Origin of the sequence: Bradyrhizobium tropiciagri, from assembly GCF_001189845.1 — a bacterium.
GTDB lineage: Bacteria > Pseudomonadota > Alphaproteobacteria > Rhizobiales > Xanthobacteraceae > Bradyrhizobium > Bradyrhizobium tropiciagri.
Window position 1 is genome coordinate 37754 of the sequence record NZ_LFLZ01000054.1, and the last position, 24642, is coordinate 62395.

Below are 24642 nucleotides of genomic sequence, written 5' to 3' on the forward strand. Positions count from 1 at the left end.
GAGCGGATGGTCATGGACATGCTCGAGCTTCGAGGCATCGACAAGGTCTATCGCAGTCGCGGCAAGGCGCCGGTGCACGCCGTGCGCGCGCTCGACATGGCGGTCGAGAAGGGCGAGATCGTCGCGCTGTTGGGATCGTCGGGCTGCGGCAAGACCTCGACCTTGCGCATGATCGCAGGTTTCGAGGACGTCTCGGCCGGATCGATCGCGCTCGGCGGGCGGCGGATCCATGAGCTGCCGCCGGCGCGGCGCAAGGTCGCAATGGCCTTCGAGGGCTACTCGCTCTATCCGCCGCTCACGGTCCGCGAGAACATCGCGTTCGCGCTGAAATCCGCCCAGCTGTCGCGAGCTGAGGTGACGCGGCGTGTCGACGAGATTGCCCGCCTGGTCGAGATCGAGGACATCCTCGACAGCTATCCGCGTGCGATCTCCGGCGGCCAGCAGCAGCGCGTGTCGCTGGCGCGGGCGCTGGTCCGCGATGCCGATCTCTATCTGCTCGATGAGCCGATGGGGCAGCTCGAACCGCAGCTGCGCGCGGTGCTGCGCGGCCGGATCAAGAGCCTACTCGCCGAGCGCGGCATGACCGCGATCTTCGTCACCCACGACCAGACCGAAGCCAGCGCGCTGGCCGACCGCATCGCAGTGATGGAGGGCGGCGTGCTGCAGCAATTCGCCAGCGAGAAGGAGCTGAAGGGCCGGCCCGCCAATCTGTTCGTCGCGAGCTTCATCGGCGAGCCGCCGATGAACTTGCTCGAGGCTGCCGTGACGCGGACCGATGGCGGCTTCCGCCTGTCGGTCGGAACCGACATGGCTTTCGATATCGGCGGTGCCGGGCTCGACGGCGAGGCGGCGAAGGCGCTCGCCGGCACATTTCAGGTGCGGATCGGCATCCGTCCGCAGAAGATCGCGGTCGGGACCGGCGACGTCAGGGTCAAGGTCGTCTCCAACCAGTGGCTCGGCGACCAGTCGCACATCGCCGGCGATGGCGGCGGCCGCATGCTGATCGCGGTGACGCCGGGGCGCGTCGCCGCACGGCCGGGCGACATCGTGCCGTTCGCGCTGGAGCCGCGTCACCTGCACATCTTCGGCAGCGACGGAACCTGCCTTCGCCATGCGGAGGTGACCTGACCATGGCCGCTTCCGCAAGCCGCGACGTCATCATCGGCATCGATGCCGGCACCTCGCTGATCAAGGCGGTGGCGTTCACACTGGCCGGCGAGCAGCTTGCCGACGTCTCGCGGCCGAATACCTATAGCAGCCTGGCCGGCGGCCATGTCGAGCAAGACATGGCGCGGACCTGGACCGATACGGTCGCGGTCATTCGTGCGCTCGCGAAGTCAGTACCCGATCTGTCCGCGCGGATCGCGGCGATCGCGGTGACCGGGCAGGGCGACGGCACCTGGCTGATCGATGACGACGGCCGGCCGGTTGCGCCGGCGCTGCTGTGGCTCGACTCGCGCGCCGGGCGGCTGGTCGAGGAGATCCGCTCAAGCGAGCGCAACGCGCCGCTCTACCGCCGAACCGGCTCCGGGCTCAATGCCTGCCAGCAGGGGCCGCAACTGTCGTGGCTGCAAGCGCATAGGCCCGAGGCGATCGCCAGGGCGACAACAGCGTTCCATTGCAAGGACTGGCTCTATTTCCTGCTCACCGGCGAGCGCGCAACCGATCCGTCGGAAGCCACGTTTTCCTGCGGCGATTTCCGCAAGCGCGATTTCGATGCGGAGACGGCCCGGTTGATCGGTATCGACGACCTGACGCGCCTGTTCCCGCCGGTCGTCGACGGTGCGGTCATGACGCATCCGCTCACCGCAGCGGCGGCCATCGAGATCGGCCTGCCGGAGGGCGTGCCGGTCTGCCTCGGCTATGTCGACGTGATCTGCAATGCGCTGGGGGCCGGGCTGTACGATCCGTCGCCCGATGTCGGCTGCACCATCATCGGCTCGACCGGCATGCATATGCGGCTGGTGTCGAGCGCAGACGCGGTGACGCTGAACCGGGAGGCAACCGGATACACCATGCCGTTCCCGGTGCCGGGTCACTATGCCCAGATGCAGTCCAACATGGCGGCGACGCTGAACATCGACTGGATGCTCGATCTCGCCTGCGACTTGCTGGCGGCTGAAGGCGTGACGCGGACCCGCACCGAGCTGATCCGCCGGCTCGACGATCAGGTGCTACGGGCCAAGCCCGGCGAGGTGCTGTTCCATCCGTTTATTTCAGATGCAGGTGAGCGTGGCCCATTCGTCGCGCATGAGGCCAGCGCGCAGTTCTTCGGCCTGCGTTCGCGCCACCGCTATGGCGATCTGATGCGCGGCGTGATGGAGGGCCTGGCGTTCGCCGCGCGGGATTGCTACGCCGCGATGGGTGCGCTGCCGCGTGATGTCCGAATCACCGGCGGCGCGGCGAAGAGCCGCGCACTCGGTGCCATTCTCGGGGCCGCGCTGGATTGCGACGTCCGGATCTGCAGCCGTGCCGAGGCCGGCGCGGCAGGCGCGGCGATGATCGCCGCAGTCGCGATCGATGCCCATCCCGACATGCGCGCCTGTGCCGAGCAGTGGGTCACGCCGCATCTGAGCGCCCCGCAATCGCCTGACGCCGCGCTGGCGAAGCGCTATGCCAGCATCTTCCCGACCTATCTCGATGCAAGGCTGGCGTCGCGGCCGGTCTGGAAGCAACTCGCCGCGCTGCGCGCCGGAGGCGACCATGTCTAAGTCCATCGCCGTTATCGGCGACCGCTTCATGCTGCCGTCGATGTTCGCCGAGCATATCCGCGCGGCCTGCGGCAATGGCGTCGATATCCGCACCCTGGAGCAACCCTGGCCGGACGAGCCGATGGAGCATGGCTACGCTGGCTCGAAGCTCGATGGCCTGAAGGAATTCATGGGGCAGCCGGACGAGATCGTCGACTTCATCGGCGATGCGGAACTGCTGGTCACGCATCTGGCGCCGATCTCGCGGTCGATGCTGGAGCGGCTGCCGAAGCTGAGGTTCATCGCGGTGTCGCGCGGCGGCCCGGTCAATATCGACATGCAGGCGGCGCGCGACCACAACGTGCTGGTGGTCAACACGCCCGGCCGCAATGCGAGCGCGGTGGCGGAGTTCACCATCGGCGCCATTCTTGCCGAGACGCGCCTGATCCGCAGCGGTCATGAGGCGCTGCGCGGCGGGGAATGGCGCGGCGATCTCTACCGCGCCGATCGCACCGGGCGCGAGCTCGGCGAGATGACGGTCGGCATTGTCGGCTATGGCGCGATCGGCAGCCGCGTGGTCAAGCTGCTGAAAGCGTTCGGCTGCCGGATCCTGGTCGCCGATCCGTATGTGCAGCTCAGCGCCCAGGACCGCAACGACGGCGTCGAGCATGTCGCGCTCGGCGAGCTGCTCGGCCGCGCTGACGTCATCACGCTGCATGCGCGGGTGACGCCGGAGACCACTCATTTTATTGGCCGCGACGCGCTGGCGCGGATCAAGCCGGGTGCGTTCCTGATCAACACTGCGCGCGGTCCGCTGGTCGATTACGAGGCGCTGCATGATGCGCTGGCGTCGGGCCATCTCGGCGGCGCCATGCTCGATACCTTCGCGGTCGAGCCGGTCCCGGTGGACTGGCCGCTCTTGCGACTTCCCAATGTCACGCTGACGCCGCACATCGCCGGTGCCTCCGTGCGCACCGTCACCGTGGCCGCCGAGCAGGCGGCCGAAGAGGTTCGCCGCTTCCTGGCCGGCGAGCCGCCACGCAATCCGTGCTGAAAAGAAAGCCGTGCTGAAGAGAAAGGCAGTCCGAATGACCCGTGAGGAACGACAATTGCGCGAGGCAATCATCGCCAAGTGCCGATGGATGAATGCGTCGGGTCTCAACCAGGGGACATCAGGCAACATCTCCGCCCGCTACAAGGACCGGATGCTAATCACGCCGTCGGCGACCCCCTATGATTCGATGAAGCCGGAGATGATCGCGTCGATGCCGCTCGAGGGCGACTACGGCACGTGGGAGGGGCCGCTGCAGCCGTCCACCGAATGGCGCTTCCATCTCGACATCACGCGCGCCCGGCCCGACGTCGGCGCTATCGTCCACACCCACTCGACCTATGCGACGGTGCTGGCGATCGCGCGCAAGCCGATCCCGGCCTGCCATTACATGATGGCGGCGTTCGGCGGCACCGACATCCGCTGCGCCGGCTACGCGCGCTACGGCACCAAGGAATTGTCCGACCACGCGATCGCGGCGCTGGAGGGCCGCAATGGCTGCCTGCTCGCCAACCACGGCATGATCGCGCTCGGCGCCAATCTCGACAAGGCGATGTGGCTCGCGGTCGAGCTCGAGACCATCGCGCGGCAATACTATCTCTCGCTCGCGCTCGATTCGCGGATCATCCTGTCCGACGAGGAGATTGCCGACACCGCGAAGGGGTTCTCGACCTATGGCTTGCAGGCGCCGAAGCCGAGCAAGGCCCGCGCGACGACCAAGGCGGCGCCGCGTCGCGCCGAGAAACGGCGCAGCAGCAAGCGATGACGGGCACTGCGCCGGTCGCAGGCAGGGATCACGGGCTGGTCGATATCGCGGTCATCGGTGGCGGTATCAACGGCGCCGGCATCGCCCGCGACGCCGCCGGCCGCGGACTGAAGGTCCTGCTCTGCGAGAAGGATGATTTCGCCGAGGGCACCTCGTCGCGCTCGGGCAAGCTGATCCATGGCGGGCTGCGTTATCTCGAATATTACGAGTTCCGCCTGGTGCGCGAGGCGCTGATCGAGCGCGAGGTGCTGCTCGCGTCCGCGCCCCACATCATCTGGCCGATGCGCTTCGTGCTGCCGCATTCGCCGGAGCAGCGGCCGGCCTGGCTGGTCCGCACCGGGCTGTTGCTCTACGACCATCTCGGCGGCCGCAAACAGCTGCCGGCGAGCCGCAGCCTGGATCTGTCGCAGGCCCCGGAGGGCGCGCCGCTGCATCAGGAGTTTCGGCGAGGTTTTGAATATTCAGACTGCTGGGTCGATGACAGCAGGCTGGTGATCCTCAACCTGATCGATGCCGCGCAGAGCGGTGCCTGCATCCTGCCGCGGACGCGGGCGGTGCGTGCGCGCCGCGACGGCGAGACCTGGCTGCTCGAGATGCAGGGCGATGACGGCACCGCGCAGGTCGTGCGGGCGCGCGCGCTGGTCAACGCCGCCGGGCCATGGGTGCAGGATGTCATCCAGGATGTCGCGGGGCTGAACTCCGCCCAGCGTGTGCGGCTGGTCAAGGGCAGCCACATCGTTGTTCCGAAATTCTGGAACGGGCCGCAGGCCTATCTGCTGCAGAATACCGATCGCCGCGTGATCTTCGTCAATCCCTATGAGGACGGTCTCGCATTGATCGGCACGACAGACATTCCCTATCAGGGCCGTGCCGAGGATGTCGCGATCGGCGACGACGAGACGGATTATCTGCTGCAGGTCCTGCGACGCTATTTCCGGACGCCGCCGCAGTCGAGCGAGATCGTGCACGCCTTCTCCGGCGTGCGGCCGCTCTACGACGACAATGCCGACAATCCGTCGGCCGTGACGCGCGACTATGTGTTCGAGGTTCACGGCGCGGAGGGCGCGCCGCCGCTGCTCTCGATCTTCGGCGGCAAGATCACGACCTATCGCCGGCTCGCCGAGCAGGCGATGCAGCGCCTCGCGCCGTGGTTTCCAAGACTGTCGCCGGCCTGGACCGCGCACCGGCCGCTGCCGGGCGGCGACGTCGGCGGTAGCTTCGATGGTTTCTCCCGCGCGCTCGCGAGCGACTATCCCGATCTGCCGCAAAGGCTGATCCATCACTATGCGCGGCTCTACGGGACGCGCGCGCGCGAGCTGCTCGGCTCGGCCCGCAGCACGGTCGATCTCGGCCGTCATTTCGGCGGCGATTTTTATGACCGCGAGGTGGCGTATCTTCGCGAGAAGGAGTGGGCCAGGAAGCCTGCCGACTTCCTGGATCGGCGCACCAAGCACGGCCTGCATTTGACGCCGGCCGAGCGGCTGGCGTTCGAGAGCTCATTGTAGAGTGGATGCGCATCCGAATAAGGTGCAGCACGGCGCCATTCGAAAGGTGGTGGACCGCTCGGAGCTGGCGACTTCTGTACCGAAACGTTCGATTCCTCGATCCAAACTCGGCATGGTTGTGTGGTCTTTCTGGATGCCCGGCGAAGCAACTCACCGTCACTCAAGGTTGCCCGTTGCCCTCGCGAACATGCGCACGAACGTAAAGTGGACGTATCTGGTGCGGTTTTTGGTGCGGCCCGTTCACGATCTACTCGATCCGGAAGACCAGGCTGGCTAGAAGGTGACGGTGACGACGATGGTGTCCGCGTAGGTTCCGGCAGGTGGCGAGGTCTGCGGCGGAACGCGCCCATAGACTGAAACATTCTGGTTCAACGCCGTTCCTGTACCAAGGATGCAGGTACTGGCGCCGGAAGTGCAGGTCGTGGCGGATGTTGTACTCGTCCAGGCGCTGGTCCGGGCTGCGTCCGTATAGAGATTGTATGTGATGAAGCTTGAACCTGCATGCATACGCCGTTGGCTGCCGCTTGCGTTCACTCCGTTATCGAGACTGATCGAGTACGGGGTCGTATTGGTGCACTTCACTGAAATCGTTCCAACGCCGTCAATGTTTGACGTCAACAGCGAAGCGTTGCCGAAATTGAGTGGGGTAGTCGAAACAATGCAGTTTCCGGCGATTGTCGCCGTCCAGGGCGAGGCGCCTGCATTTGTCGTCGTTCCGGGGTTCGACGAGCAATTCGGGCTTGCAAGAAGATAGGCCGCGTAGGCGACGACCGGAGAGGTCGTGCTCCAGACGTAGGTTCCGGGTATCGTTGCCTGCTGATTGGCCAGGAAGCGCCCATAGACAGTCAGACTTTGTTGCGCGGGTCCGCCCAAAAGTGGAAGACTGAGATTGATGCTGACGCCGCCCGAGCCATACGCGGTGGTTCCGTATCCCCAGGATCCCCAGACTTGCGTGCGCCCTGAATCCGAATACAGCTCGTGAATTGCCGTATTCGCGCCACTTCCCAGCGATCGAACCGAGCTACTGCTGTTGGGCGCCCCCTGGTTGAATTGCACACACGCATTGACCGTGCAGCCGAGGGCGCAGCCGCTGCACGTTACGGTAAAGGTCGAGGTCGTATCAACGGCGCCGCCGGCCAGAATATCGACAGATCCGTAGTTGCCCGCCGCCGAGGTAACGGAGCAGCTTTGGGCGTGAGCCGAAAATGATGTCGCAAGCTGCAGCAACAGGGCAAAGAGCAGGGTTCGCTTCAAGCCGATGACCACGATCTCAATCTCACAATGCGTGTTGGTCGGAACTGATTATCCAGGCGATTGACGTACGGAGACTTTGTTTGCGGATGAACGACTGCATTATCGGCACACCACCCCGGGGATCCGGATTTGTTCGCCGGGCTTCGGGACAAACGCAAACGTTGCGCGACAGCGCATGTCGGCGAGGTCGATCTCGACTTCGTTCGTTGGCGACAGTCCCTTGATGTAGGCCTGTCCGTCATAGCCGACAACGAACTCTCCTCCACTGGTCATGCGGCCGACGGCGCCGGCCGGTAGAACACGATTGTCAGGCCCGACAAAGGTGACCAGCGCGGCCGTCGTCTCCTTGCGGACGTCGAATCTGACGAGTATCCCGGCGCGATCGGCGGGAGCTGCGATGTCATGCGTCGTTGCGGCTTCGTTGTCGACTGGAAGGTTTGTCGGATCGATCGCAATCTTGTTCTTTTGGTACGACCGAAGCGTCGGTATCAGCAACATGCCGCGGGAATCGGTGACGCCCGCCCAGCGGTTCTCGTTGAGGACCTCGACATCCGGCACGTCGGTCGTGACCACCGCGAAGCTGTCGTCGATCCAGTTCGAAAGGAAAACACCGCCTCCGATGGTCGTAATCGAACCGCGCAATTCCAGCGATCCCGCTGCGCCGGATCCGGCCTGACTCGCGCCAGCCTGGATGGTGCCGTAACTCGACCTGTAGGAAGCCGTGGCCTCCCGATAACTCGCCGCGCCTTCGGAATCGTGCACGCGCCAGCCATAACTGCCAGGCTCCGGCCCAAGCGACCTAACGGCATCGACGCTACCGATCGTACCGCCCCGACCGCTTGAAACCCCGCTCGTGATCGAAGCGGAGTCGCCAATGGGCATGCTCAAACCGGCAAACACGCCAGTATTCCTTTTGGTACCGAAATCGTGGAAGACGGTGGCGAATACCGATGCATTGTACGGCAACGAACGCGAGTAGGAGGCCGTCACAATATTCGAATGATTGCACGAGGCATCGCGCAGATCGACAAAGCTTGCACTGAGGCTGGCCCTGGAGTCGAACGGCATCGGGGCGCTGAAAGTAATGCGATCGAGTGCGACCGGCGCGCGGGCGCTGCCATAGATTCCCGTCACATAGGCAAACGAGTTCGACAGCGAAGCGACGCCGCCGGGCAGGTAGTTGAACAGACCGTTCAGGTTTTGCAGGCCGCCGTTGAACGTCACGATGTTCTGCAGTCGCGCGGTGGCCGAGGCAAGGTCGTCATAGGTGCCGAAGGTGTGTTGCGAACTGGCCGAAATGCTCACGCCGAAAAGCCGGGTCTCGTAGGAAGCATAGGTCTGCATGCCGCGGTTCTTGCCGCTGCCGCTGCCGGCCAGGGCCACGGCGGCGACACCCGTCGTCCCGGTCCTCAAGACACCGCCGATCCCGCCGTTGATGACGCCGGCTCCGCCTTCGGCGTGTGCCTCTGCCGTCAACCCGTCGTAGATGCCGCGCCGCAGGGTTGCAGATCCGACCGGCGAGCCAACATAGACGTCGCTGCTCGACCCGTAGGACAGGCGCGGCAATCCGCCCTCCACCGACCAACTGCTCAGCCCGGGCGCAAGCAGGCTCGCGTTCGCGTAAAACGGCGCCGACGTCCGGGTTTCGTGACCTGCCGAATCCCGCACCACGAGTTGCGTCGTGCCGGCGCCGGAAATCAGCGGAACGTTGTTCACGCTGAAAGGGCCGGACGCGACGTCCTGAGAAAATGTCCTGATGTTGTTGACATAGACATCGACGGTTGACGGCACTGCCGCGCTGCCGCCGATTGTCGCGAGCGGCGCGGTGATGAGATCGGGCCGCAGCGCGAAGTCGCGTTGGGCCTGCAAGCCGCCGATCCTGACCGGACGCGACCAGGCGAGTCCGCCGTTGATCGTATCCCCCGCGACGTAGCTGATCATCCGGTCCTGGTCGGAATATTGGAAAGACGAATTCAGCCTCGTCGCCTGCGCAGGCTGCTGCGGACCACTGCGGATGATCGCCGACTGTTCGGCCGTGCCGTAAGGCGAAAACGCCCGGGCATCGAGCAAAAGCGATGTGTTGGCGAGCCCGATCGATCTCGAGGTGGAGATGTTGCTGCTGGAAGTCAGCAGATCGTAATTCAGCACCGCGCCAGGATCGGCCTGCGCCCTCGGCAGGTTGCCCCAGGAGCCGCCTGCGTCAAGCACCTGCGGCTTGCGCCCGGCTTCGTCGACGATGATGAATATCCGCTGCGTTCTCTCCTCGTATCGATACTTCACGGTCGGGATGTCATCGAGCGCGATGATCTCGTCCGGTCGATGCGGCCGGCCCGGACGCAGGCCGAGGCTCTCCAGTTCTTCCAGCGTTCCCCCGATGCGACCGTTATCAAACCGGACAAACGATCCGATCATTCGGGCAGGCACCGAGTTGATCACGACGTCGAGTTGCAGATTTGTCTGGTTTTCGCCCGCGCGAGCGCGCCCGGCACAAAGCATCATGCCGAGTAGTGCTGCGATGGACAGAACTGCGGAGCCCCTTCTACCGACGAGCCGGCGACTCAATAACCGCATGAGTCGGGCCCTTGTCCGTTTCGGCCGTGACGGAGATGGATCCGCCGGATCCAAAACCGTGAGGATATTTCAGCGTGGTCCAACTCATGGAAGACCGTCCGAGCACGTAGCCAAGGAGGCCGTTGCCAAACGACAGGGTGGCTCCCGTGGAATCCTTGAGCCGCAGGTTTGCGATACGTAGCCGCTCGTCGCCGGCATTGCGGGTTACAACGGTCAGTTTACCGGCTTCCGCGCGGAACGCCCAGGAGACCTCTGGCCGGCTGATCTCGCGGCGCGAAAAAAACGCCGGGATCGACTGTCGTACCAGGAGATTGACGGTGCCTCTTTGCTTGCCGCCTGCTCGCGGTAGTTGGTCGACGATGACACGATAGCTTTCTTCGCCTTGGATCGGCTGTTTCGACACCCGCACGACTCGCACGACGTAGTCCGAATGAGGGGCCATCCTGACCGCCGGCGGCGATGCCACCACATCCGTTGTCGGTTCAAGGCTCTCCTTGCCTTCCGACTGCGACCAGCGAAGCACGCGGGTCTGGACCTCGACGTCGGTATCTTCATCATTGCGCAGCGTCAGGGACGCCGCCGCCGCCGGCGCATTCAGCTCCAGGAGGACGGGTTCAACGCGGAGCGCTGTGGCATGCGCAGCGCCCATGCATGCCAAGCTTACGGCAAGTGCGGCCGGCAAATTTGAATTGTGATGCATCGCAATACCGATCGATTTCCGAAAATTGAGCCGGAAGGCAATTCGTCGATACGCGGACGCAACGGAACATCGGGCCGCTGCTGCGGCCTCTCCTCAGTACGTGATGGTCATGACCACCGTGTCCGTGTAGGTGCCGGTGTTCGGCGCGGTGCCGGTAGCAGGAACGTCACCGTAGATGTTGATCGTCTGCGCCGATCCATTGCCGGTGCCGAGAAAGCAGCCATTCGTGGTCGTGCAGGTTGTGCTGCTGGTAGCGGTGGTCCAGGGGTTGGTATGGGCCGCATCAGTAAAGAGATTGTAGCTGATGAAATTCCCGGCGTTCGCCATCCGCCGCTGGCTGCCGGACGGATTTGCTCCATTATCCATGGCGATGGAGTATGGGCTACCGTTGGTGCAGGTGACCGAGACTGTGGTGCTGCTGGATTGCAGGGTGGTCGCAAGCGTCGTTCCGGACACGCTCCCGAAATTGAGTGTTGCAGCGTTGATTGTGCAGGACGCAGTAATCGTGATCTGAACGGTCAAATTCGCTGTCGACGTGCCGGCCTGGGCGGAGCTTTGACAGCCGGATGCCAGGGCAACGAAGAGCACGACCGCCGCTCGGATTCCCGCAGCTTGCCCGACTTGTCGCTTCCCACCGTTGTAGCGCATGCGAATCTTTCAACAGTGATCGAGAACCTTGCTGGTCGCGTTCCCGGTCCGCGAGCTTCCCAGGCGTCCTTCAAACGACTCGTTCTGGTGGCCGGTTGTGCCTTTCCGGCTCGGACAAGCAGGCCGTCGTCGTGAACAAAACATCAAATTTGGGTAAACGTTGAATGAGCAAAAGCTTAACGGCGCCTGATCGAACTATCGGAATTTATCGCCCCATCAAAAACCCATATGGCCGGCCAACGCTGGCTGGCGGACTCGGAGTCGCCACCTGTTCGAGCCGCGCGCGCGCATCCGCATCTACGAACGCGGTTGCGGCGATCACATCGAAAGTGCGTTAGAGGTCATAGTCGTATGCGGGCGTTACAAATTCTTTTGGATGAAGCATGATCTGCCGCCGAATCGACCCGGCGCTCTAACTCGTCTTCGGTAAAGCCGATCTTTGACACGTGCCGAATGTGCAGATGAAGATCGGTCCCACTGCGGGTCACGCTCATCCGAGCTCGGACCGTTATCGATACTTGTCGGTTTCACGACAGCATCGACAACAAGCCGATCGCCGCGATCGATGCTGGCTTCAAGATCTCCTGTTATTTCGCGAGAGGCGAAATTCGAAGCGGGACCTGAGAAAATTTTCGATTTTCGGAAGCCGCCCATTTTTGTTGGTGGGTCCGGCAGGAGCCGAACCTGCAACCAGACCGTTATGAGCGGCTGTTAGCCTGACCTGGGATAGGACAGGTCTCCTGCACCGTCGTCCTCGGCTCCGCGAAGACCATTGAAGATGAGATACGACCGGTCTGAAGTGAAAGGGCCAAAAGGCACTTTTGCGCGCCAAGTGCACCTCAATTCGTTTTTCACCCTGTAACCCATTGAAATTACATAAAAATGCAGCCTCTCTCCGGACGCGCCATAAACCACCAAGACAGTCGCGTCGTCCTGCGCCGGATTATAGGGCCTTTGCTCGGCCGGGAGATTTCGAGCGCGTCGACTGACGACATTTTTGGAGCTTCAATCATATCCCACCGCGGCTGTCGTCTGCTCGTTGAGGAGCGCCTGATTCCTGGGGCGGAAAAGAATTGCACAGCTTTTGATTCCGCCGTGCGATTTCTGGTGCATGCCGGTCAAGCTGGCGCGCCTGCTGCATATCCTGGCGATACATGTGGTGGCGCCGTCCTCGCACCGGTGATGCATGCGATGATTCTGGTAGCGCTTGAAGGAGGCTCGATGGTCGCAGTATCCCCGTCCACTCCATCTCGCACCGCCGAGTCTTTCGTTCGACTTGACGGGCGCAATGGTTTCATCCGGAATAGTCGCTGCCGGTATTGGCTTACACAACACTTTGGCGAAACCAAATGATGATCAGCGCAGACGTGTCCAGCATACTGGATCGCATTCTCGATGCGGCAACCGACAACCTCAGGTTCGCGAAGATTCTGATTCAGATCGGTCTCGATCCCAATGACGTGACCTGGAACGCCATCTTCAGCCGCCTGCTGGAAATCTTTCTGCACAACATCACCCTGGCAAACATGTTCGCTTTGGTCGGTGCGACCTTCTTTGTCGCCACCCTTCTGACGCAGACCATGGTCCCGCTCCGGGTCGCCAACATGATCGGTTGCGTATTCTTTGCCATCTTCGGTGCGCTCACCGGAGCCATCACGACGTTTCTGCTTTATCTCCTGATGGTTCCCATCAACGCCTACCGCCTTCATCAAATGCTCGCTCTGGTGAAGAAGGCGCGCACGGCAACGCAGGGCGACATGTCGATGGAGTGGCTCAAGCCGTTCATGACCCAGCGCAAGTATCGCAAGGGCGAAATCTTGATGAAGAAAGGTGACGTAGCCAACGAAATGCTGCTGACCGTTACCGGCAGATTCCGAGTCATTGAAATCAACGTCGATGTTCCGCCGGGCCGCCTGATGGGCGAACTCGGTTTCCTCACGCCTGACAACCGCCGGACCGCGACCATCGAATGTATCGAGGACGGGCACGTTCTAACCATCACTTATGAAAAGCTGCTCGAGATCTACTTCCAGAACCCGCAGTTCGGCTATTATTTCCTTGTCTTGACGAGCCAGCGCCTCCTGGAAAATCTCGCGCGGGCCGAGGCCATCATCGCGCAGAACAAGATCGCGGTGCAGGCCGCCTCCGCGAGTTGACGGCGGAGTGGCACGAGGAGTGGCGAGCGGCAGGCGTTCCGCGCGGTCAGGTCAAAAGCCGTCTATGGCGGCCAAACCGGATGGCGGATCTTCCAGGTGCTGTCGCATCGACTCATCCTGCGAGTCGGTCCGACGCCCTCGCGAACTTGTGCACGAACGAAAAGTACACGTATCTGGTGCGGTCGTCGCTCGACGGGCAACGACGACCCAGTACGACACGGATATTCTTGGTGGGCCCGGCAGGACTCGAACCTGCAACCAGACCGTTATGAGCGACGGGAAAAGCGAGTAGCTTCGTTGATTTTGCTGCGTTTTCGTTTGATTTCGATCGCGTTCGTTGCATTTTGCTGAGGTCGTTTCTGGTGCCAAACTGGTGCGGCCCGCGGCCAACGTCGAGCCCGTCGCTGGACGACCTTATTTCGCCCCCGCGCCATCCCTGATCTCGGATGGTGTCGCGTTGTACCGCCGGCGAAACGACCTGTTGAAGTACGACAGGTCATTGAAGCCGAGGTCGAAAGCGATCGTGCTGATCGCGCGGTGCGAATGCAGGGGGTTTCTCAAATCATGATAGGCCTGCGTCAGGCGTTCGCGGAGCACAAACTCGGAGTAGGTGAAGTCCTCGTTCTCGAACAGCTTGTGCAGATAGCGCACCGTCACGCCATTGCGGGTCGCGACCATCGTCGCGTTCAGCTTGCCATCATCGAGGTTGGCGACGATATCGGCCTTGATCGCGGCCAGCCGGACTGCGCCCAGCGTTCTGTCCGCAGCAACGGCCTTGGCGTCGCTGCTCGCCCCGAGTGCCAGCGCCACGAGATCATGGAAGTGGCTGATGATCAGGCGCTGCGAAGCGGGTGCCGCCAAAGCCTCGTCGTCGGCGACGATGTCGAGATATTTTCTCAGGAGGCTCAGCCCGCTTGTATCCCTCGCTATGCGTCGCATCGTGACGTTTTCGAGCTTGGGAACAAGCTGCGCAATCGCAGACCGCGGCAAGCGAATTCCAGCGATCTTGACGGATGACGGCGAGGTCATGGTCCAGGCGGCCTCCTCGTTCGTCATCAGCACGGCATCCCCGTCACTGAGCAACGTCTCGCGGCCGCGCCGGCTTCCGACGGTCGTCCCGTGCAGGGTCATGCAAAGATAGAGGTGGTCACCTTCTTGCCGCACGCCCTCGCGGCGGACGCTCGTATAGCCCGCCGTCAGAATGCGGAGCCCGGGCATCGTGCGGTTGACAAGATCAACCTGCGGCACAGCGTTGCCATAGCGAACAAATTTGGTCGGAAGCAAACCGCGCTCATGCAGCTCTTCGATCGTGTTGCCTCGCCCCTCCTGCGGAAAGGTACGGCTCGAGAACCGAACGACCGTGTAGTCTGGCGTCGACGTCACCATCAGCGATCCTGCTGCAAGGCATACCAACCGCTCTGAGCAGTCTAGCAGACAGAGCACTTTAGTCCAAGCCGGCCTTCCCTTTGGTCCAAGACCACTTCGCCGTGACCGCTTAAGTCCATTGTTGACGAGGCAATTTGGCGGGCAGTGAACATGCCAAAATCAATCGGCCGGCACGTAATCGTTGTCGGAGCCGGCATGGCGGGGCTCGCTGCCGCGAAAGCCCTGTCGTCGTTCTTCGACGCAGTCACGGTGCTGGAACGTGACGTGCTGCCGTCAGCGCCGGTCGCGCGCAGTGGCACGCCTCAGGCACGACAAGTTCACGTCCTACTTAGAGGCGGCCTCGACGCGCTGAGCGAGCTCTTGCCGAATTTTGAAACGGAGCTTGAGCGCGCTGGGGCCGTTCGCGTGCGGATCGGCTCTCAATTTCGCCTCGAATTGCCGGGCTTTGATCCGTTTCCGCGGCGTGATCTCGGGTTCGACTGTCTGAGCATGACGCGACCACTCCTGGAATTCGTGGCAAGGCGCAGTGTCCTGCGAGAAAACAACATCGCTCTGAACCCAAATTGCCGTGTCACAAGATTTCTGGAAGTGCCCGGCAGGGACGCGGTGGCTGGCGTGTGCTACGAACGCGAGGACGGGCAACGCTATGAACTCGCGGCTGACTTGGTTGTCGACGCATCGTCGCGCGGCGCCCTGACGCTGGATTTCCTGAACAGGAACGGCTCGCCGCCGCCCGAGGAAACGGAAATCGGCATCGACCTCCGCTATGCCACAGCGATGTTCGAGATTCCATCCTTGGCCCGCCCTGATTGGCATGCGGTCCTGCACCGACCGGCCTCCGAGAGCGGCCGCGGCGGTTTGCTTATTCCAATCGAGAACAATTGCTGGCAAGTGCATGTCAACTATATCCATGGCGCAGCGGTGCCCGAAAACATCGGGGACTTCATCGCATCGGCGAAGACGCTGCGGACGCAGACGATTCATGCGGCGATCAAGGACGCCGTGCCCGTCGGTCCAATCCGCCGATTCGTCTTTCCGTGCAGCATTCGCCGGCGATTTGAGGTCCTTGAGCGTTTTCCGGACCGTCTGCTGCCGCTCGGCGACGCAATCTGCCGCTTCAATCCAGCGTCTGGCCAGGGCATGAGCGTGGCCGCGCAGGAAGCCGTTGCCCTGAAACGGCTGATCGAAGCGCGGGCCTTGGATGCGCAGCCGCTCAAGGGATTTGCGCGATCTTTCTTCGCGGCAATACAGGGCCTTCTGGCCGCGCCGTGGGCGACGGCGGAGAGTGACTTCATCTATGAGAAGACACGCGGGCAGCGCCCACATGACCTCAGCGAGCGCATGAGTTTCACTGCGGCCCTGCAGCGCCTCGCGAGCGAGGATGCCGCAGTGCACCGGATCATGAGCGAGGTGATACACCTCGTGAAACCGTCCAGCGCTCTGCGTGATCCCGAGATCGTCAAGCGGGTCTCGGCGCTGATGGCGGCCTCGATCTGATCCCGGACTGTCACTGCCAGGAGGATATCCGATGCTTCATCTCGCTAGAACATTGCTGCCGGCTCTTGCAGGCTTCAGCCTGCTCGTCGGCAGTGCCTCCGCGGAAAAGCAGTACGGCCCGGGCGTGAGCGACATCGAGATCAGGATCGGCAACATCATGCCTTACAGCGGTCCGGCTTCGGCCTATAGCATCATGGGCAAGACCATGAGCGCTTACTTCCGCATGATCAACGACGTCGGCGGCATCAACGGCCGCAAGATCAGCTTCATCTCCTATGATGATGGTTACAGTCCGCCGAAGACCGTTGAGCAGGCACGAAGACTGGTCGAGAGCGATGAGGTGTTTCTGATCTTTGCGCCGCTTGGCACCGCCACCAATGCCGCCATTGCGAAGTATATGAACACCATGCGCGTGCCGCAGCTCTTCGTCCTGAGTGGCGCCTCGCGTTGGGGCGACCCCGAGCATTTTCCGTGGACGATTGGCTTGCAGCCCAACTACCGCGCAGAAGCACGCGTCTATGCAGCACATATTCTCGAGCAACATCCCAACGCCAAAATCGGCATCCTTTATCAGAACGATGATTTCGGAAGGGACTACATATCGGGCTTGAAGGATGTGCTGCGAGACAAATACGACGGGATGGTCATTGCCAGTATGCCGTATGAAACCACCGCGCCAACCGTTGAGTCGCAGGTGGTCGCGATCAAGTCTGCCAATCCCGACATCTTCCTCAATATCGCGACGTCGAAATTTGCACCGCAGGCGATCAAGAAGATCGCCGAACTCAATTGGCACCCCCTCCATATCGTGACGAACATATCGGTTTCGGTCGGAGCCGTGCTGAAACCTGCCGGGCTCGACAACGCCAAAGGTATTCTCAGCGCGGCTTTTCAGATGGATGTTACGGATCCGCAGTGGGATGGCCGTCCGGGCATGCAGCGCTTCCGGGCCTTCATGGCAAGATACTATCCCGAAGCAAATCGTTCAGAGGGCGGTCCAATGGTCGCCTTCATCGCGTCGAACGCGCTCGTCGAGGTGCTCAAGCGTTGCGGCGATAATCTCACGCGTGACAACGTCATGAAGGTGGCCGCCAACCTCGATATCGAGATCGATGGCTTGATTCCCGGCATTCGCGTCAAGACCAGCCAGACGGATTTCTATCCGATCGAGCAGGTGCAAATGATGCGCTTCACGGGCGAGCGGTGGGAGGCATTCGGCCCGATATTGGATGGTCACGATGAGCAGGTTGCACCTTCTTCGAATTAGGAGTCCCGCAGGCTGGCCGTTTGCGGAACATCGCCGACCGTTGATGGGCGTTCGACCATAGAATTGAACTAGCTGTCCTGCCGTTTCGCTCGAAAAGGCCGCCGATTCTTCGATGCGAAGGCGGCGATCATAGTCAGATCGGGCAAGGAACATTAGTTTGCCTGGCACTGAACGATGGTAATGAGCATCGAAGTGGGACGTTTCTGGTGCGGTGGCTCAGTTTCCGCGACAGTCCGTCTTCGCTTCCGCTCCGCTTCAGCTACGCCGGACACGCTTCGCGCTTCGGTCTTGGCGTGGCTGCGCCACGCGTAGCCCGAAGGGCGAAGCGTGGTGGGCCCGGCAGGACTCGAACCTGCAACCAGACCGTTATGAGCGGCCGGCTCTAACCATTGAGCTACAGGCCCCGCCGCCTTGCGGGCCGCGGGGGCGGCCGGCAACGGTGCGGGCTCCGTTTACAGGCTGTGTCGGGTTTCGGCAATGCCGTCCCCGATCCGCCCATCGCGGCTATTCACGCTTCAATCGACCGAGACGCCGGCGAACTCGACGACCTTGCGCCATTTCTCGGTCTCGTCGGCCACCAGCTTGCCGAATTCGGCCGGGGTCATCGGCTTCGGGATGCCGCCGACCTCGGCGAGGCGCGCCACCAGCTTGGGATCCTTCAGGGCCTCGCCGACCGCCTTGTTCAACGCGTCGACGATCTCCGGCGGCGTGCCCTTCGGTGCTGAGATGCCGTAGAAGCCGACCGCCTCGAAGCCCGGCACCGTTTCGGCGATCGCGGGCACATCGGGTACGCCCGGCCAGCGCTGCGGCGAGGTCACGCCTAGCGCGCGGACGCTGCCGCCGCGCGACTGCTCCAGCGCCGACGGCAGGTTGTCGAAGATCAGCTGCACCTTGTTGGAGATGATGTCGGGAAAGGCGATCGCCGATCCCCGATACGGCACGTGCTGCATGTCGCACTTGGTCATCGCCTTGAATAGCTCGGCCGACATGTGCACCGAGGTGCCGTAGCCGGACGAGGCGTAAGCGATCTTGCCCGGATTGGCCTTGCAATAGTCGATGAACTCCTGAACCGTCTTCACCGGCATCGCATTCGAGACCACCAGCATGTTGGTGAGCTGCATGATGCTGGCGACCGGTGTGGTGTCGCGCAGGAAGTCGTAGGGCAGCTTCTTGTAGAGCGAGGTCGAGATCGCGTTGTTGGGTGCGACGAACAGCAGCGTGTAACCGTCTGCAGGCGAGTTGATCGCGGCGGCGGCTGCGATGTTGCCGCCGGAGCCGGTGCGGTTCTCGACCACGAATTGCTGGCCGAAATGATCCGACAACCACTGGCCCATGATGCGCGCGACGATGTCGACCGGGCCGCCGGCGGCAAACCCGATGATCCAGCGCACCGGACGGTTCGGATAGTCGGACGCGGACGAGGGGGCAACCGAAGCAATGCAACAAATCAAACCGATCAAGGCAGCACGTGCGAACCGGAACATCGTCTCTCCCGTCATTTTCTTGTGAGTGTTGCCGTCATGGTTTCACAAAACCCTGCCTTTGCCTACGACCCCGCCCGTGCGACGATAGTTGGACTCGTGTGCAATGCTTGAGGCTCGGGATGAAATTCGCTGTTATGATCTGCGCCGGCGCGCTGCTGCTCGCGGGCGGCGCGGCGGCGCAAGAGGGGGGCAAGACCATTTCCAGAACCACGATCAGTTTCGCCACGGCGACGCCGGGTGGCGGCTTTCCGCTCTATGGCAATGCGTTCGCCGAGGTGATGAACGCAGCCGATACGACGTTGTCGATCGAGCCGCGCAACACCAAGGGCTCCAACGAGAACATTCCGCTGCTCGAGGCCGGCAGCGTCGACATCGCAACCGTTGCGGGTGAGCCGTCCTACGAGGCCTTCATGGGCATCGGCCGGCCGAAGGCGACCAAGCTGAAGATCCTCACCGCGATGTATTCGAGCCCGGGCATGTTCGTGGTCCGCGCCGACAGTCGCTACAAGACGATCCAGGATCTGGTCGGCCAGCCCGTCGCGTTCGGCGCCAAGGGCTCCGGCCTGCCGATCCTGTCGCGCTACATCCTCGACGGCATCGGGCTGAAGCAGGACGAGGACTTCAAGTCGATCTATCTCGATCGCGCCGGCGATGGTCCTGCGATGGTCGAGGACGGCCGCGCGGCGGCGCTGTGGGGCGCCGGCATCGGCTGGCCCGGTTTCAGCAAGATGGCCGAGAGCGCGAGCGGCGCGCGCTTCATCGCGCCGACCGCGGACGAGATCGCCCGCATTCGCGCCAAGCACGCATTCCTGAAGCCGCTGACGATCCCCGCCGGCAGCTATCCGAAGCAGAGCGAGGCGATCGCTTCGGTCGGCTCCTGGAGCTACATCCTGGTGCGCGAGAGCCTGCCCGACGATGTCGCCTACCGGCTGGCGAAGACGCTGCACGGCGTCGAGGCGGAGTTCTGCAAGAAGCTCGCCCAGGCCTGCGAGACCACGGCGGCGAACACCGTCGCCGCCGCGCCCGACATCAATCTGATCCACCCCGGCGTGCTGAAGTATTTCACGGAGATCGGGGTGGCAAAGTGAAGAGGGCGAATGGCGAGTAGCGAATGGAAGTTCTGCTTCATCGCCATCGCTGTTCGCCACTCCCTATTCGCTATTGGCCTATTTCTTCACCATCGAACACGCCGGGTCCGGAGGGCCGAACGCGTCCTCGCCAGAGATCTTGGCCAGGATCTTGTAATAGTCCCACGGATATTTCGACTCGGCCGGGGTCTTGACCTGCACCAGCCAGAGATCGTGCACCATCAGATTGTCCTCGCGCAGTCTGCCGTTGCGGGCGAAGAAATCCTCGACCGGCTTCTCGCGCATCTTGGCGGCGACCTTGAGCGGATCGTCGGTGCCGCTGTCCTTGATCGCGTTCAGATAGGCGGTCACCGAGGAGTAGACGCCGGCCTGCCACATCGTCGGCATCCGGTTCATCTTGGCGAAATAGCGCTTCGACCATTCCCGGGTCTTGTCGTCCATGTCCCAGTAGAACGAGGTGGTCAGCAGCAGACCCTGCGCGGCCGACAGCCCGATCGAGTGGACGTCGGTGATCAAGGCCAGCAGCGCGGCCATCTGCTGCCCGCCGGCGAACACACCGAACTCGGCGGCAGTCTTGATCTCGTTGGTATTGTTCGGCGGGCCGCCGGCGATGCCGATGATCTTGGCCTTCGAGGCCTGCGCCTGCAGGATGAAGGATGACAGATCGGGCGTCGCAAACGGCGGCCGCACCGCGCCAAGCACCTTGCCGCCGTTCTTGGTCACGATCGCGGAGGCGTCCTTCTCCAGCGAGTGGCCGAACGCATAGTCGTCGGTGATGAAGAACCAGCTGTCGCCGCCGCGCTTCACCACCTCCTGCGCGGTGCCGACTGCGAGCGCGCGGGTGTCGAACACCCACTGCATCGCATAGGGCGAGCAGAACTTGCCATGGAAATCGGTCGCGCCGGTCGAGTGGGTGATGAACAGCTTCTTCTTCTCGTTGGCGATGTTCTGCACCGCGAGCCCGACCGCCGAGACCGGCACGTCGACAATGAGGTCGACCTGATCGACGTCATACCAGCGCCGCGCGATGGTCGCGCCGATATCCGGCTTGAGCTGGTGATCGCCGACGATCACCGAGATTGGCTTGCCGAGCACCTTGCCGCCGAAATCATCGACCGCCATCTGCGCGGCGGTGACCGAGCCCTGTCCGGTCGGCGTCGAGGCCGGGCCGTTCATGTCGGTCAGCACGCCGATCTTGACGATGTCGTCGGATACCTGGGCCGATGCGGCCGAGGAGGCCAGCAGCGCGGCTGCGAGCGTCCCGAACATGGCTAGTCTGGTGGCGTTCATTCTGTCTCCCTCCTGAACTGGCGCATTGGCCATTATGTGTTCCGGGCCTCTGGAACCCGGTTATATTGGTTTCTTTTGCAACTACTTTGGGGTCCGCGTCAACGCGCCATCGGTCTAATGGAGGTGCCCCGGCACGGCCCAAGCCGGTTTCTTTCGTGGCCGATTCAGTCCATAGCGGGCCATGATCACCGCCCAGCGCCTCCCGGCTTCGCTCACCCCGCTCGATGCGGCGTTGGCCGCCGTGCTGCGCGACCTTGCGCCGGTCCAGCCGATCGAGCTGCCGCCGGCCGAGGCCCTGCGATGCATTGCCGCCGAGATGCCGGCCTTGCGCGCCTATCCGCCGCACGATGTCGCCGTCAGCGACGGTTGGGCGTTGCGGGCCAATGACCTGGTCGGTGCGTCCTCCTATGCGCCGTTGCCGCTCGCCGCGCTGCCGGTCTGGGTCGAGGCCGGTGCGGCGATGCCCGACGGCACTGACTGTGTGGTCGACGCCGATGCCGTCGACAGCTCCGGTCCGCTTCCGCAGGTGCTTGCCGAAGTCGTTCCGGGGCAGGGCGTCCGGCGTGCCGGCAGCGACATTGCCGCCGGACGTACCGTGATTGCGGCTGGCGAGCCGCTGCTGCCGCGTCATCTCCTGCTCGCGCGTGCGGCCGGAGTGGCGCGCGTGCGCGTCCGACGGCCCCGGCTTCGCATCGTCAACATCTCGAACGGTCAGCTGACCGCGCAGCTGATCGCTGACACTGCGCAGTTCGCGGGCGCTGAAATCGTCTGCGCCGAGGCGACGCCGGATGTGACCGCGATTGCCGGCGCGCTCGCGGCAGATGATTGCGACCTGATCATCACGATCGGCGGCACCGGCGTTGGGCATACGGATGCGATGGTCAACGCGCTGGCGGCGCGGGGCGCGTTGATCGCGCATGGCATTGCCCTGCAGCCCGGACGCACCACCGCGATCGGCCGGATCGATGCAACGCCGGTCGTCGCTCTGCCGGGCGCCCCGGATCAGGCTTTCGCGGCCTGGTGGGCGATTGCGCTTCCCTTGCTCGATCGCCTGTCGGGCCGCCGCCCGCGCAAGACGCTGGCGCTGCCGCTGGAACGCAAGATCGCCTCCGGCGTCGGGATAGCTGAGGTCGTGCTGCTGACACGTCGGGAGGGGAGCTGGGCCACGCTTGCGATCGCCGACCTGTCGCTCGACGCCATCGCGCGCGCCGAAGGCCTGCTGATCGTGCCCGGCGGCGCGGAGGGCTTCGCTGCGGGCACGGTGGTCGATGCCTATATGTTGCGGGAGTGAGTTCCCGAGATGACCAATATTTTCACGCCGAAACCCAATCCCTCCGTCGAGCAGGACCAGTTCCTGACCATCCTGTCGCGCGAGGAGGCGATTGCGCGCTTTGAGGCGGCGCTGTTTCCGCGTCAATTGCCGTCGGAGACGCGGCGGCTCGCCGATGCGCTCGGCCGTGCCCTGGCGGAGGACGTGACAGCGCCGATCGACGTGCCGCCGTTCGATCGCTCCAATGTCGACGGCTTTGCGGTGCGCTCGGCCGATCTTGCGCGCGCAGGCGAGGGCGCGCCGGTGCAGCTCAAATTGAATGACGAGACCATTTCGTGTGGCACCGCGCCGACCCGGGCTGTGGTGCCGGGCACTGCGACCGCGATTGCGACCGGCGGCCCGGTGCCGCGCGGCGCGGATGCGATCGTGATGGTCGAGCACACCCAACCGGCCGGCCAAGTTGGCGGCAACAACGCGATTGAGGTCCGGCGCGCGGCATCGCCCGGACAGTTCGTGTCCTATGCCGGCTCCGACATCGCGCGCGGCGAGGCACTGCTGCGCGCGGGAACGATCATCGGCTCGCGCGAGATCGGCATGCTCGCGGCCTGCGGCATCGCCGAAGTCGCGGTGGTACGCCGTCCGCGCGTTGCGATCCTCTCGACCGGCGACGAGCTGGTGCAGCCCGGCGAGGTGCTGCGGCCGGCCGCGATCTACGACACCAATGGCGCGATCGTCACGGCGGCGATTGCCGAGAACGGTGGTGACGCGTCGTTTCTCGGCGCGATCGCGGACAATGAGGTCATGCTCGAAGCCGCGATGCGCAAGGCGCTGGCGGACAGCGACATGCTGGTGCTGTCGGGCGGCACCTCCAAGGGTGCGGGCGACGTCTCACACCGGATCATCGCAAGGCTCGGCAAGCCCGGCATCATTGCGCATGGCGTGGCGCTCAAGCCTGGCAAGCCGCTGTGCCTTGCGGTCTGCGACGGCAAGCCTGTGGTGATCCTGCCGGGCTTTCCGACCTCGGCGATGTTCACCTTCCACGACATGATCGTGCCGGTGCTGCGGCGGATGGCCGGCCTGCCGCCCCGCTCCGATGCCAAGGTCGCGGCGAAGGTGCCGGTGCGCATCGCCTCCGAGCTCGGGCGCACCGAGTTCGTGATGGTGTCGCTGGTCGAAGGCACTGATGGCCTGATCGCCTATCCCGGCGGCAAGGGCTCGGGCGCGATCACCTCGTTTGCGCAGGCCGACGGCTTCCTGAAGATCGAGGCGCTGGCCGACCAGATGCCGGCCGGCAGCGACGCCGAGGTGACGCTGTTCACGCCGCATGTGCGGGTGCCAGATCTCGTCATCGTCGGCAGCCATTGCACCGGGCTCGATCTCGTCACCGCGCCGCTGGCACATGCCGGGCTCGTTGTGCGTTCGATCGCGGTCGGCAGTCTCGGCGGGCTTGCGGCGGCCAAGCGCGGCGAATGCGATCTCGCCCCGATCCATCTGTTCGACGACAAGACCGAGACCTACAACACGCCGTATCTCGCTGACGGCCTCGAGCTCGTGCCGGGCTGGCGGCGCATGCAGGGCATCGTGTTCCGCCGTGACGACACGCGCTTTGCCGGCCTGAGCGCAGAGCAGGCGGTGCGCGCCGCGCTCGCCGATCCCGCCTGCATCATGGTCAACCGCAACCAGGGCGCCGGCACCCGTATCCTGATCGATCGCTTGCTGGCAGGCAGCCGGCCCGACGGCTACTGGAATCAGCCGCGCTCGCACAACGCCGTTGCGGCCGCGGTGGCGCAGCATCGCGCCGACTGGGGCATGACCATCGCGCCGGTCGCGCACGCGTCCGGGCTCGGTTTCATTCCGCTGGACGAAGAGCATTATGACTTTGCGCTGGTGACGGCGCGCAAGCAACGGCCCGCGGTGCAGGCTTTTCTCGACGCGCTGGGATCGGAGGAGGGCCGCGCTGCGCTGACGGCGGCGGGGTTCAGGCCGGCGTAGTGCTCCGCACCCATCGCCGTCCTGGCG

The 24642-nt window shown here is 63.6% G+C and carries 18 protein-coding genes and 1 tRNA gene; 11 read left to right on the forward strand and 8 right to left on the reverse strand.

The window, feature by feature from the left end; translation table 11 throughout:
- Nucleotides 1–12: 12 nt before the first annotated feature.
- Genes AKN84_RS32005 through AKN84_RS32025 form a run of 5 tightly spaced genes read left to right on the forward strand, consistent with a single transcriptional unit; the run spans nucleotide 13 to nucleotide 6012 of the window.
- A complete protein-coding gene (locus AKN84_RS32005) occupies nucleotides 13–1128 on the forward strand; it encodes an ABC transporter ATP-binding protein (RefSeq protein ID WP_430649947.1) in 1116 nt (371 codons plus the stop codon).
- A gap of 2 nt (nucleotides 1129–1130) precedes the next feature.
- Nucleotides 1131–2711, forward strand: coding sequence for an FGGY-family carbohydrate kinase (locus tag AKN84_RS32010; RefSeq protein ID WP_050424466.1), 1581 nt, complete (start codon nucleotides 1131–1133; stop codon nucleotides 2709–2711).
- Nucleotides 2704–3744: a 2-hydroxyacid dehydrogenase gene (locus AKN84_RS32015; protein ID WP_050424486.1), complete on the forward strand. Its 1041-nt coding sequence runs from the start codon at nucleotides 2704–2706 to the stop codon at nucleotides 3742–3744. The genes AKN84_RS32010 and AKN84_RS32015 overlap by 8 nt, the downstream gene beginning before the upstream one ends.
- A gap of 34 nt (nucleotides 3745–3778) precedes the next feature.
- Nucleotides 3779–4507: a class II aldolase/adducin family protein gene (locus AKN84_RS32020; protein ID WP_050424467.1), complete on the forward strand. Its 729-nt coding sequence runs from the start codon at nucleotides 3779–3781 to the stop codon at nucleotides 4505–4507.
- The gene (locus AKN84_RS32025) at nucleotides 4504–6012 is read left to right on the forward strand and encodes a glycerol-3-phosphate dehydrogenase (RefSeq protein WP_050424468.1); all 1509 of its coding nucleotides are present in this window, start codon (nucleotides 4504–4506) and stop codon (nucleotides 6010–6012) included. Before AKN84_RS32020 ends, AKN84_RS32025 begins: the two co-directional genes overlap by 4 nt.
- A gap of 273 nt (nucleotides 6013–6285) precedes the next feature.
- On the opposite strand, the gene AKN84_RS46215 is transcribed toward AKN84_RS32025, so the two are convergent.
- From AKN84_RS46215 to AKN84_RS46220, 4 genes are all read right to left on the reverse strand, one after another.
- Complete coding sequence (locus tag AKN84_RS46215) at nucleotides 6286–7278, reverse strand: Csu type fimbrial protein (protein ID WP_128971315.1); 993 nt, start codon at nucleotides 7276–7278, stop codon at nucleotides 6286–6288.
- 87 nt (nucleotides 7279–7365) lie between these two features.
- A complete protein-coding gene (locus AKN84_RS32035; protein ID WP_128971316.1) occupies nucleotides 7366–9891 on the reverse strand; it encodes a fimbria/pilus outer membrane usher protein in 2526 nt (841 codons plus the stop codon).
- Nucleotides 9806–10486 carry a fimbrial biogenesis chaperone gene (locus AKN84_RS32040; protein ID WP_050424471.1) on the reverse strand — a complete coding sequence of 227 codons (681 nt, stop codon included), beginning with the start codon at nucleotides 10484–10486 and terminating at the stop codon, nucleotides 9806–9808. The genes AKN84_RS32035 and AKN84_RS32040 overlap by 86 nt, the downstream gene beginning before the upstream one ends.
- Nucleotides 10487–10630: 144 nt before the next feature.
- Complete coding sequence (locus tag AKN84_RS46220) at nucleotides 10631–11185, reverse strand: Csu type fimbrial protein (RefSeq protein ID WP_128971318.1); 555 nt, start codon at nucleotides 11183–11185, stop codon at nucleotides 10631–10633.
- 1349 nt (nucleotides 11186–12534) lie between these two features.
- Between AKN84_RS46220 and AKN84_RS32050 the strand changes: the two genes are divergently transcribed.
- Entirely contained in the window at nucleotides 12535–13341 is an 807-nt protein-coding gene (locus AKN84_RS32050) for a Crp/Fnr family transcriptional regulator (RefSeq protein ID WP_050424473.1), read from the forward strand.
- A 414-nt stretch (nucleotides 13342–13755) separates the two neighbouring features.
- Here the strand turns inward: AKN84_RS32050 and AKN84_RS32055 are convergent, their stop codons facing one another.
- On the reverse strand, nucleotides 13756–14727 hold the full coding sequence (locus tag AKN84_RS32055; protein WP_050424474.1) for a helix-turn-helix domain-containing protein: 972 nt from the start codon (nucleotides 14725–14727) through the stop codon (nucleotides 13756–13758).
- Nucleotides 14728–14877: 150 nt separating this feature from the next.
- Between AKN84_RS32055 and AKN84_RS46225 the strand changes: the two genes are divergently transcribed.
- Complete coding sequence (locus tag AKN84_RS46225; protein ID WP_128971319.1) at nucleotides 14878–16224, forward strand: FAD-dependent monooxygenase; 1347 nt, start codon at nucleotides 14878–14880, stop codon at nucleotides 16222–16224.
- A gap of 31 nt (nucleotides 16225–16255) precedes the next feature.
- Nucleotides 16256–17491 carry an ABC transporter substrate-binding protein gene (locus AKN84_RS32070; protein ID WP_050424477.1) on the forward strand — a complete coding sequence of 412 codons (1236 nt, stop codon included), beginning with the start codon at nucleotides 16256–16258 and terminating at the stop codon, nucleotides 17489–17491.
- 328 nt (nucleotides 17492–17819) lie between these two features.
- Here the strand turns inward: AKN84_RS32070 and AKN84_RS32075 are convergent.
- Both AKN84_RS32075 and AKN84_RS32080 read right to left on the reverse strand, forming a co-directional pair.
- A tRNA-Ile gene (locus AKN84_RS32075) sits at nucleotides 17820–17895 on the reverse strand.
- Nucleotides 17896–18006: 111 nt separating this feature from the next.
- On the reverse strand, nucleotides 18007–18975 hold the full coding sequence (locus AKN84_RS32080) for a Bug family tripartite tricarboxylate transporter substrate binding protein (protein WP_050424487.1): 969 nt from the start codon (nucleotides 18973–18975) through the stop codon (nucleotides 18007–18009).
- A 119-nt stretch (nucleotides 18976–19094) separates the two neighbouring features.
- Between AKN84_RS32080 and AKN84_RS32085 the strand changes: the two genes are divergently transcribed.
- On the forward strand, nucleotides 19095–20063 hold the full coding sequence (locus AKN84_RS32085; RefSeq protein WP_050424478.1) for a TAXI family TRAP transporter solute-binding subunit: 969 nt from the start codon (nucleotides 19095–19097) through the stop codon (nucleotides 20061–20063).
- A 78-nt stretch (nucleotides 20064–20141) separates the two neighbouring features.
- Here AKN84_RS32085 and AKN84_RS32090 read toward each other — a convergent pair whose 3' ends face one another.
- Nucleotides 20142–21353 (reverse strand): ABC transporter substrate-binding protein, encoded by a 1212-nt coding sequence (locus AKN84_RS32090; protein WP_050424479.1) that lies wholly within the window; start codon nucleotides 21351–21353, stop codon nucleotides 20142–20144.
- A 181-nt stretch (nucleotides 21354–21534) separates the two neighbouring features.
- On the opposite strand from AKN84_RS32090, the gene AKN84_RS32095 reads away from it, so the two are divergent.
- Together AKN84_RS32095 and AKN84_RS32100 are read left to right on the forward strand one after the other, a co-directional pair.
- Nucleotides 21535–22644 (forward strand): molybdopterin-binding protein, encoded by a 1110-nt coding sequence (locus tag AKN84_RS32095; protein WP_050424480.1) that lies wholly within the window; start codon nucleotides 21535–21537, stop codon nucleotides 22642–22644.
- 9 nt (nucleotides 22645–22653) lie between these two features.
- Entirely contained in the window at nucleotides 22654–24615 is a 1962-nt protein-coding gene (locus tag AKN84_RS32100) for a molybdopterin biosynthesis protein (protein ID WP_050424481.1), read from the forward strand.
- The last annotated feature ends 27 nt before the right edge of the window (nucleotides 24616–24642 follow it).

Coding starts and splice junctions, on each gene's coding strand:
- AKN84_RS32100 (WP_050424481.1), top strand. CDS start 22,654: ATGACCAATATTTTCACGCCGAAACCCAATCCCTCCGTCGAGCAGGAC.
- AKN84_RS32080 (WP_050424487.1), bottom strand. CDS start 18,975: ATGTTCCGGTTCGCACGTGCTGCCTTGATCGGTTTGATTTGTTGCATT.
- AKN84_RS32015 (WP_050424486.1), top strand. CDS start 2,704: ATGTCTAAGTCCATCGCCGTTATCGGCGACCGCTTCATGCTGCCGTCG.
- AKN84_RS32070 (WP_050424477.1), top strand. CDS start 16,256: ATGCTTCATCTCGCTAGAACATTGCTGCCGGCTCTTGCAGGCTTCAGC.
- AKN84_RS32025 (WP_050424468.1), top strand. CDS start 4,504: ATGACGGGCACTGCGCCGGTCGCAGGCAGGGATCACGGGCTGGTCGAT.
- AKN84_RS32010 (WP_050424466.1), top strand. CDS start 1,131: ATGGCCGCTTCCGCAAGCCGCGACGTCATCATCGGCATCGATGCCGGC.
- AKN84_RS46220 (WP_128971318.1), bottom strand. CDS start 11,185: ATGCGCTACAACGGTGGGAAGCGACAAGTCGGGCAAGCTGCGGGAATC.
- AKN84_RS32095 (WP_050424480.1), top strand. CDS start 21,535: ATGATCACCGCCCAGCGCCTCCCGGCTTCGCTCACCCCGCTCGATGCG.
- AKN84_RS32085 (WP_050424478.1), top strand. CDS start 19,095: ATGAAATTCGCTGTTATGATCTGCGCCGGCGCGCTGCTGCTCGCGGGC.
- AKN84_RS32055 (WP_050424474.1), bottom strand. CDS start 14,727: ATGGTGACGTCGACGCCAGACTACACGGTCGTTCGGTTCTCGAGCCGT.
- AKN84_RS32040 (WP_050424471.1), bottom strand. CDS start 10,486: ATGGGCGCTGCGCATGCCACAGCGCTCCGCGTTGAACCCGTCCTCCTG.
- AKN84_RS32020 (WP_050424467.1), top strand. CDS start 3,779: ATGACCCGTGAGGAACGACAATTGCGCGAGGCAATCATCGCCAAGTGC.
- AKN84_RS32050 (WP_050424473.1), top strand. CDS start 12,535: ATGATGATCAGCGCAGACGTGTCCAGCATACTGGATCGCATTCTCGAT.
- AKN84_RS32090 (WP_050424479.1), bottom strand. CDS start 21,353: ATGAACGCCACCAGACTAGCCATGTTCGGGACGCTCGCAGCCGCGCTG.
- AKN84_RS46225 (WP_128971319.1), top strand. CDS start 14,878: ATGCCAAAATCAATCGGCCGGCACGTAATCGTTGTCGGAGCCGGCATG.
- AKN84_RS32005 (WP_430649947.1), top strand. CDS start 13: ATGGACATGCTCGAGCTTCGAGGCATCGACAAGGTCTATCGCAGTCGC.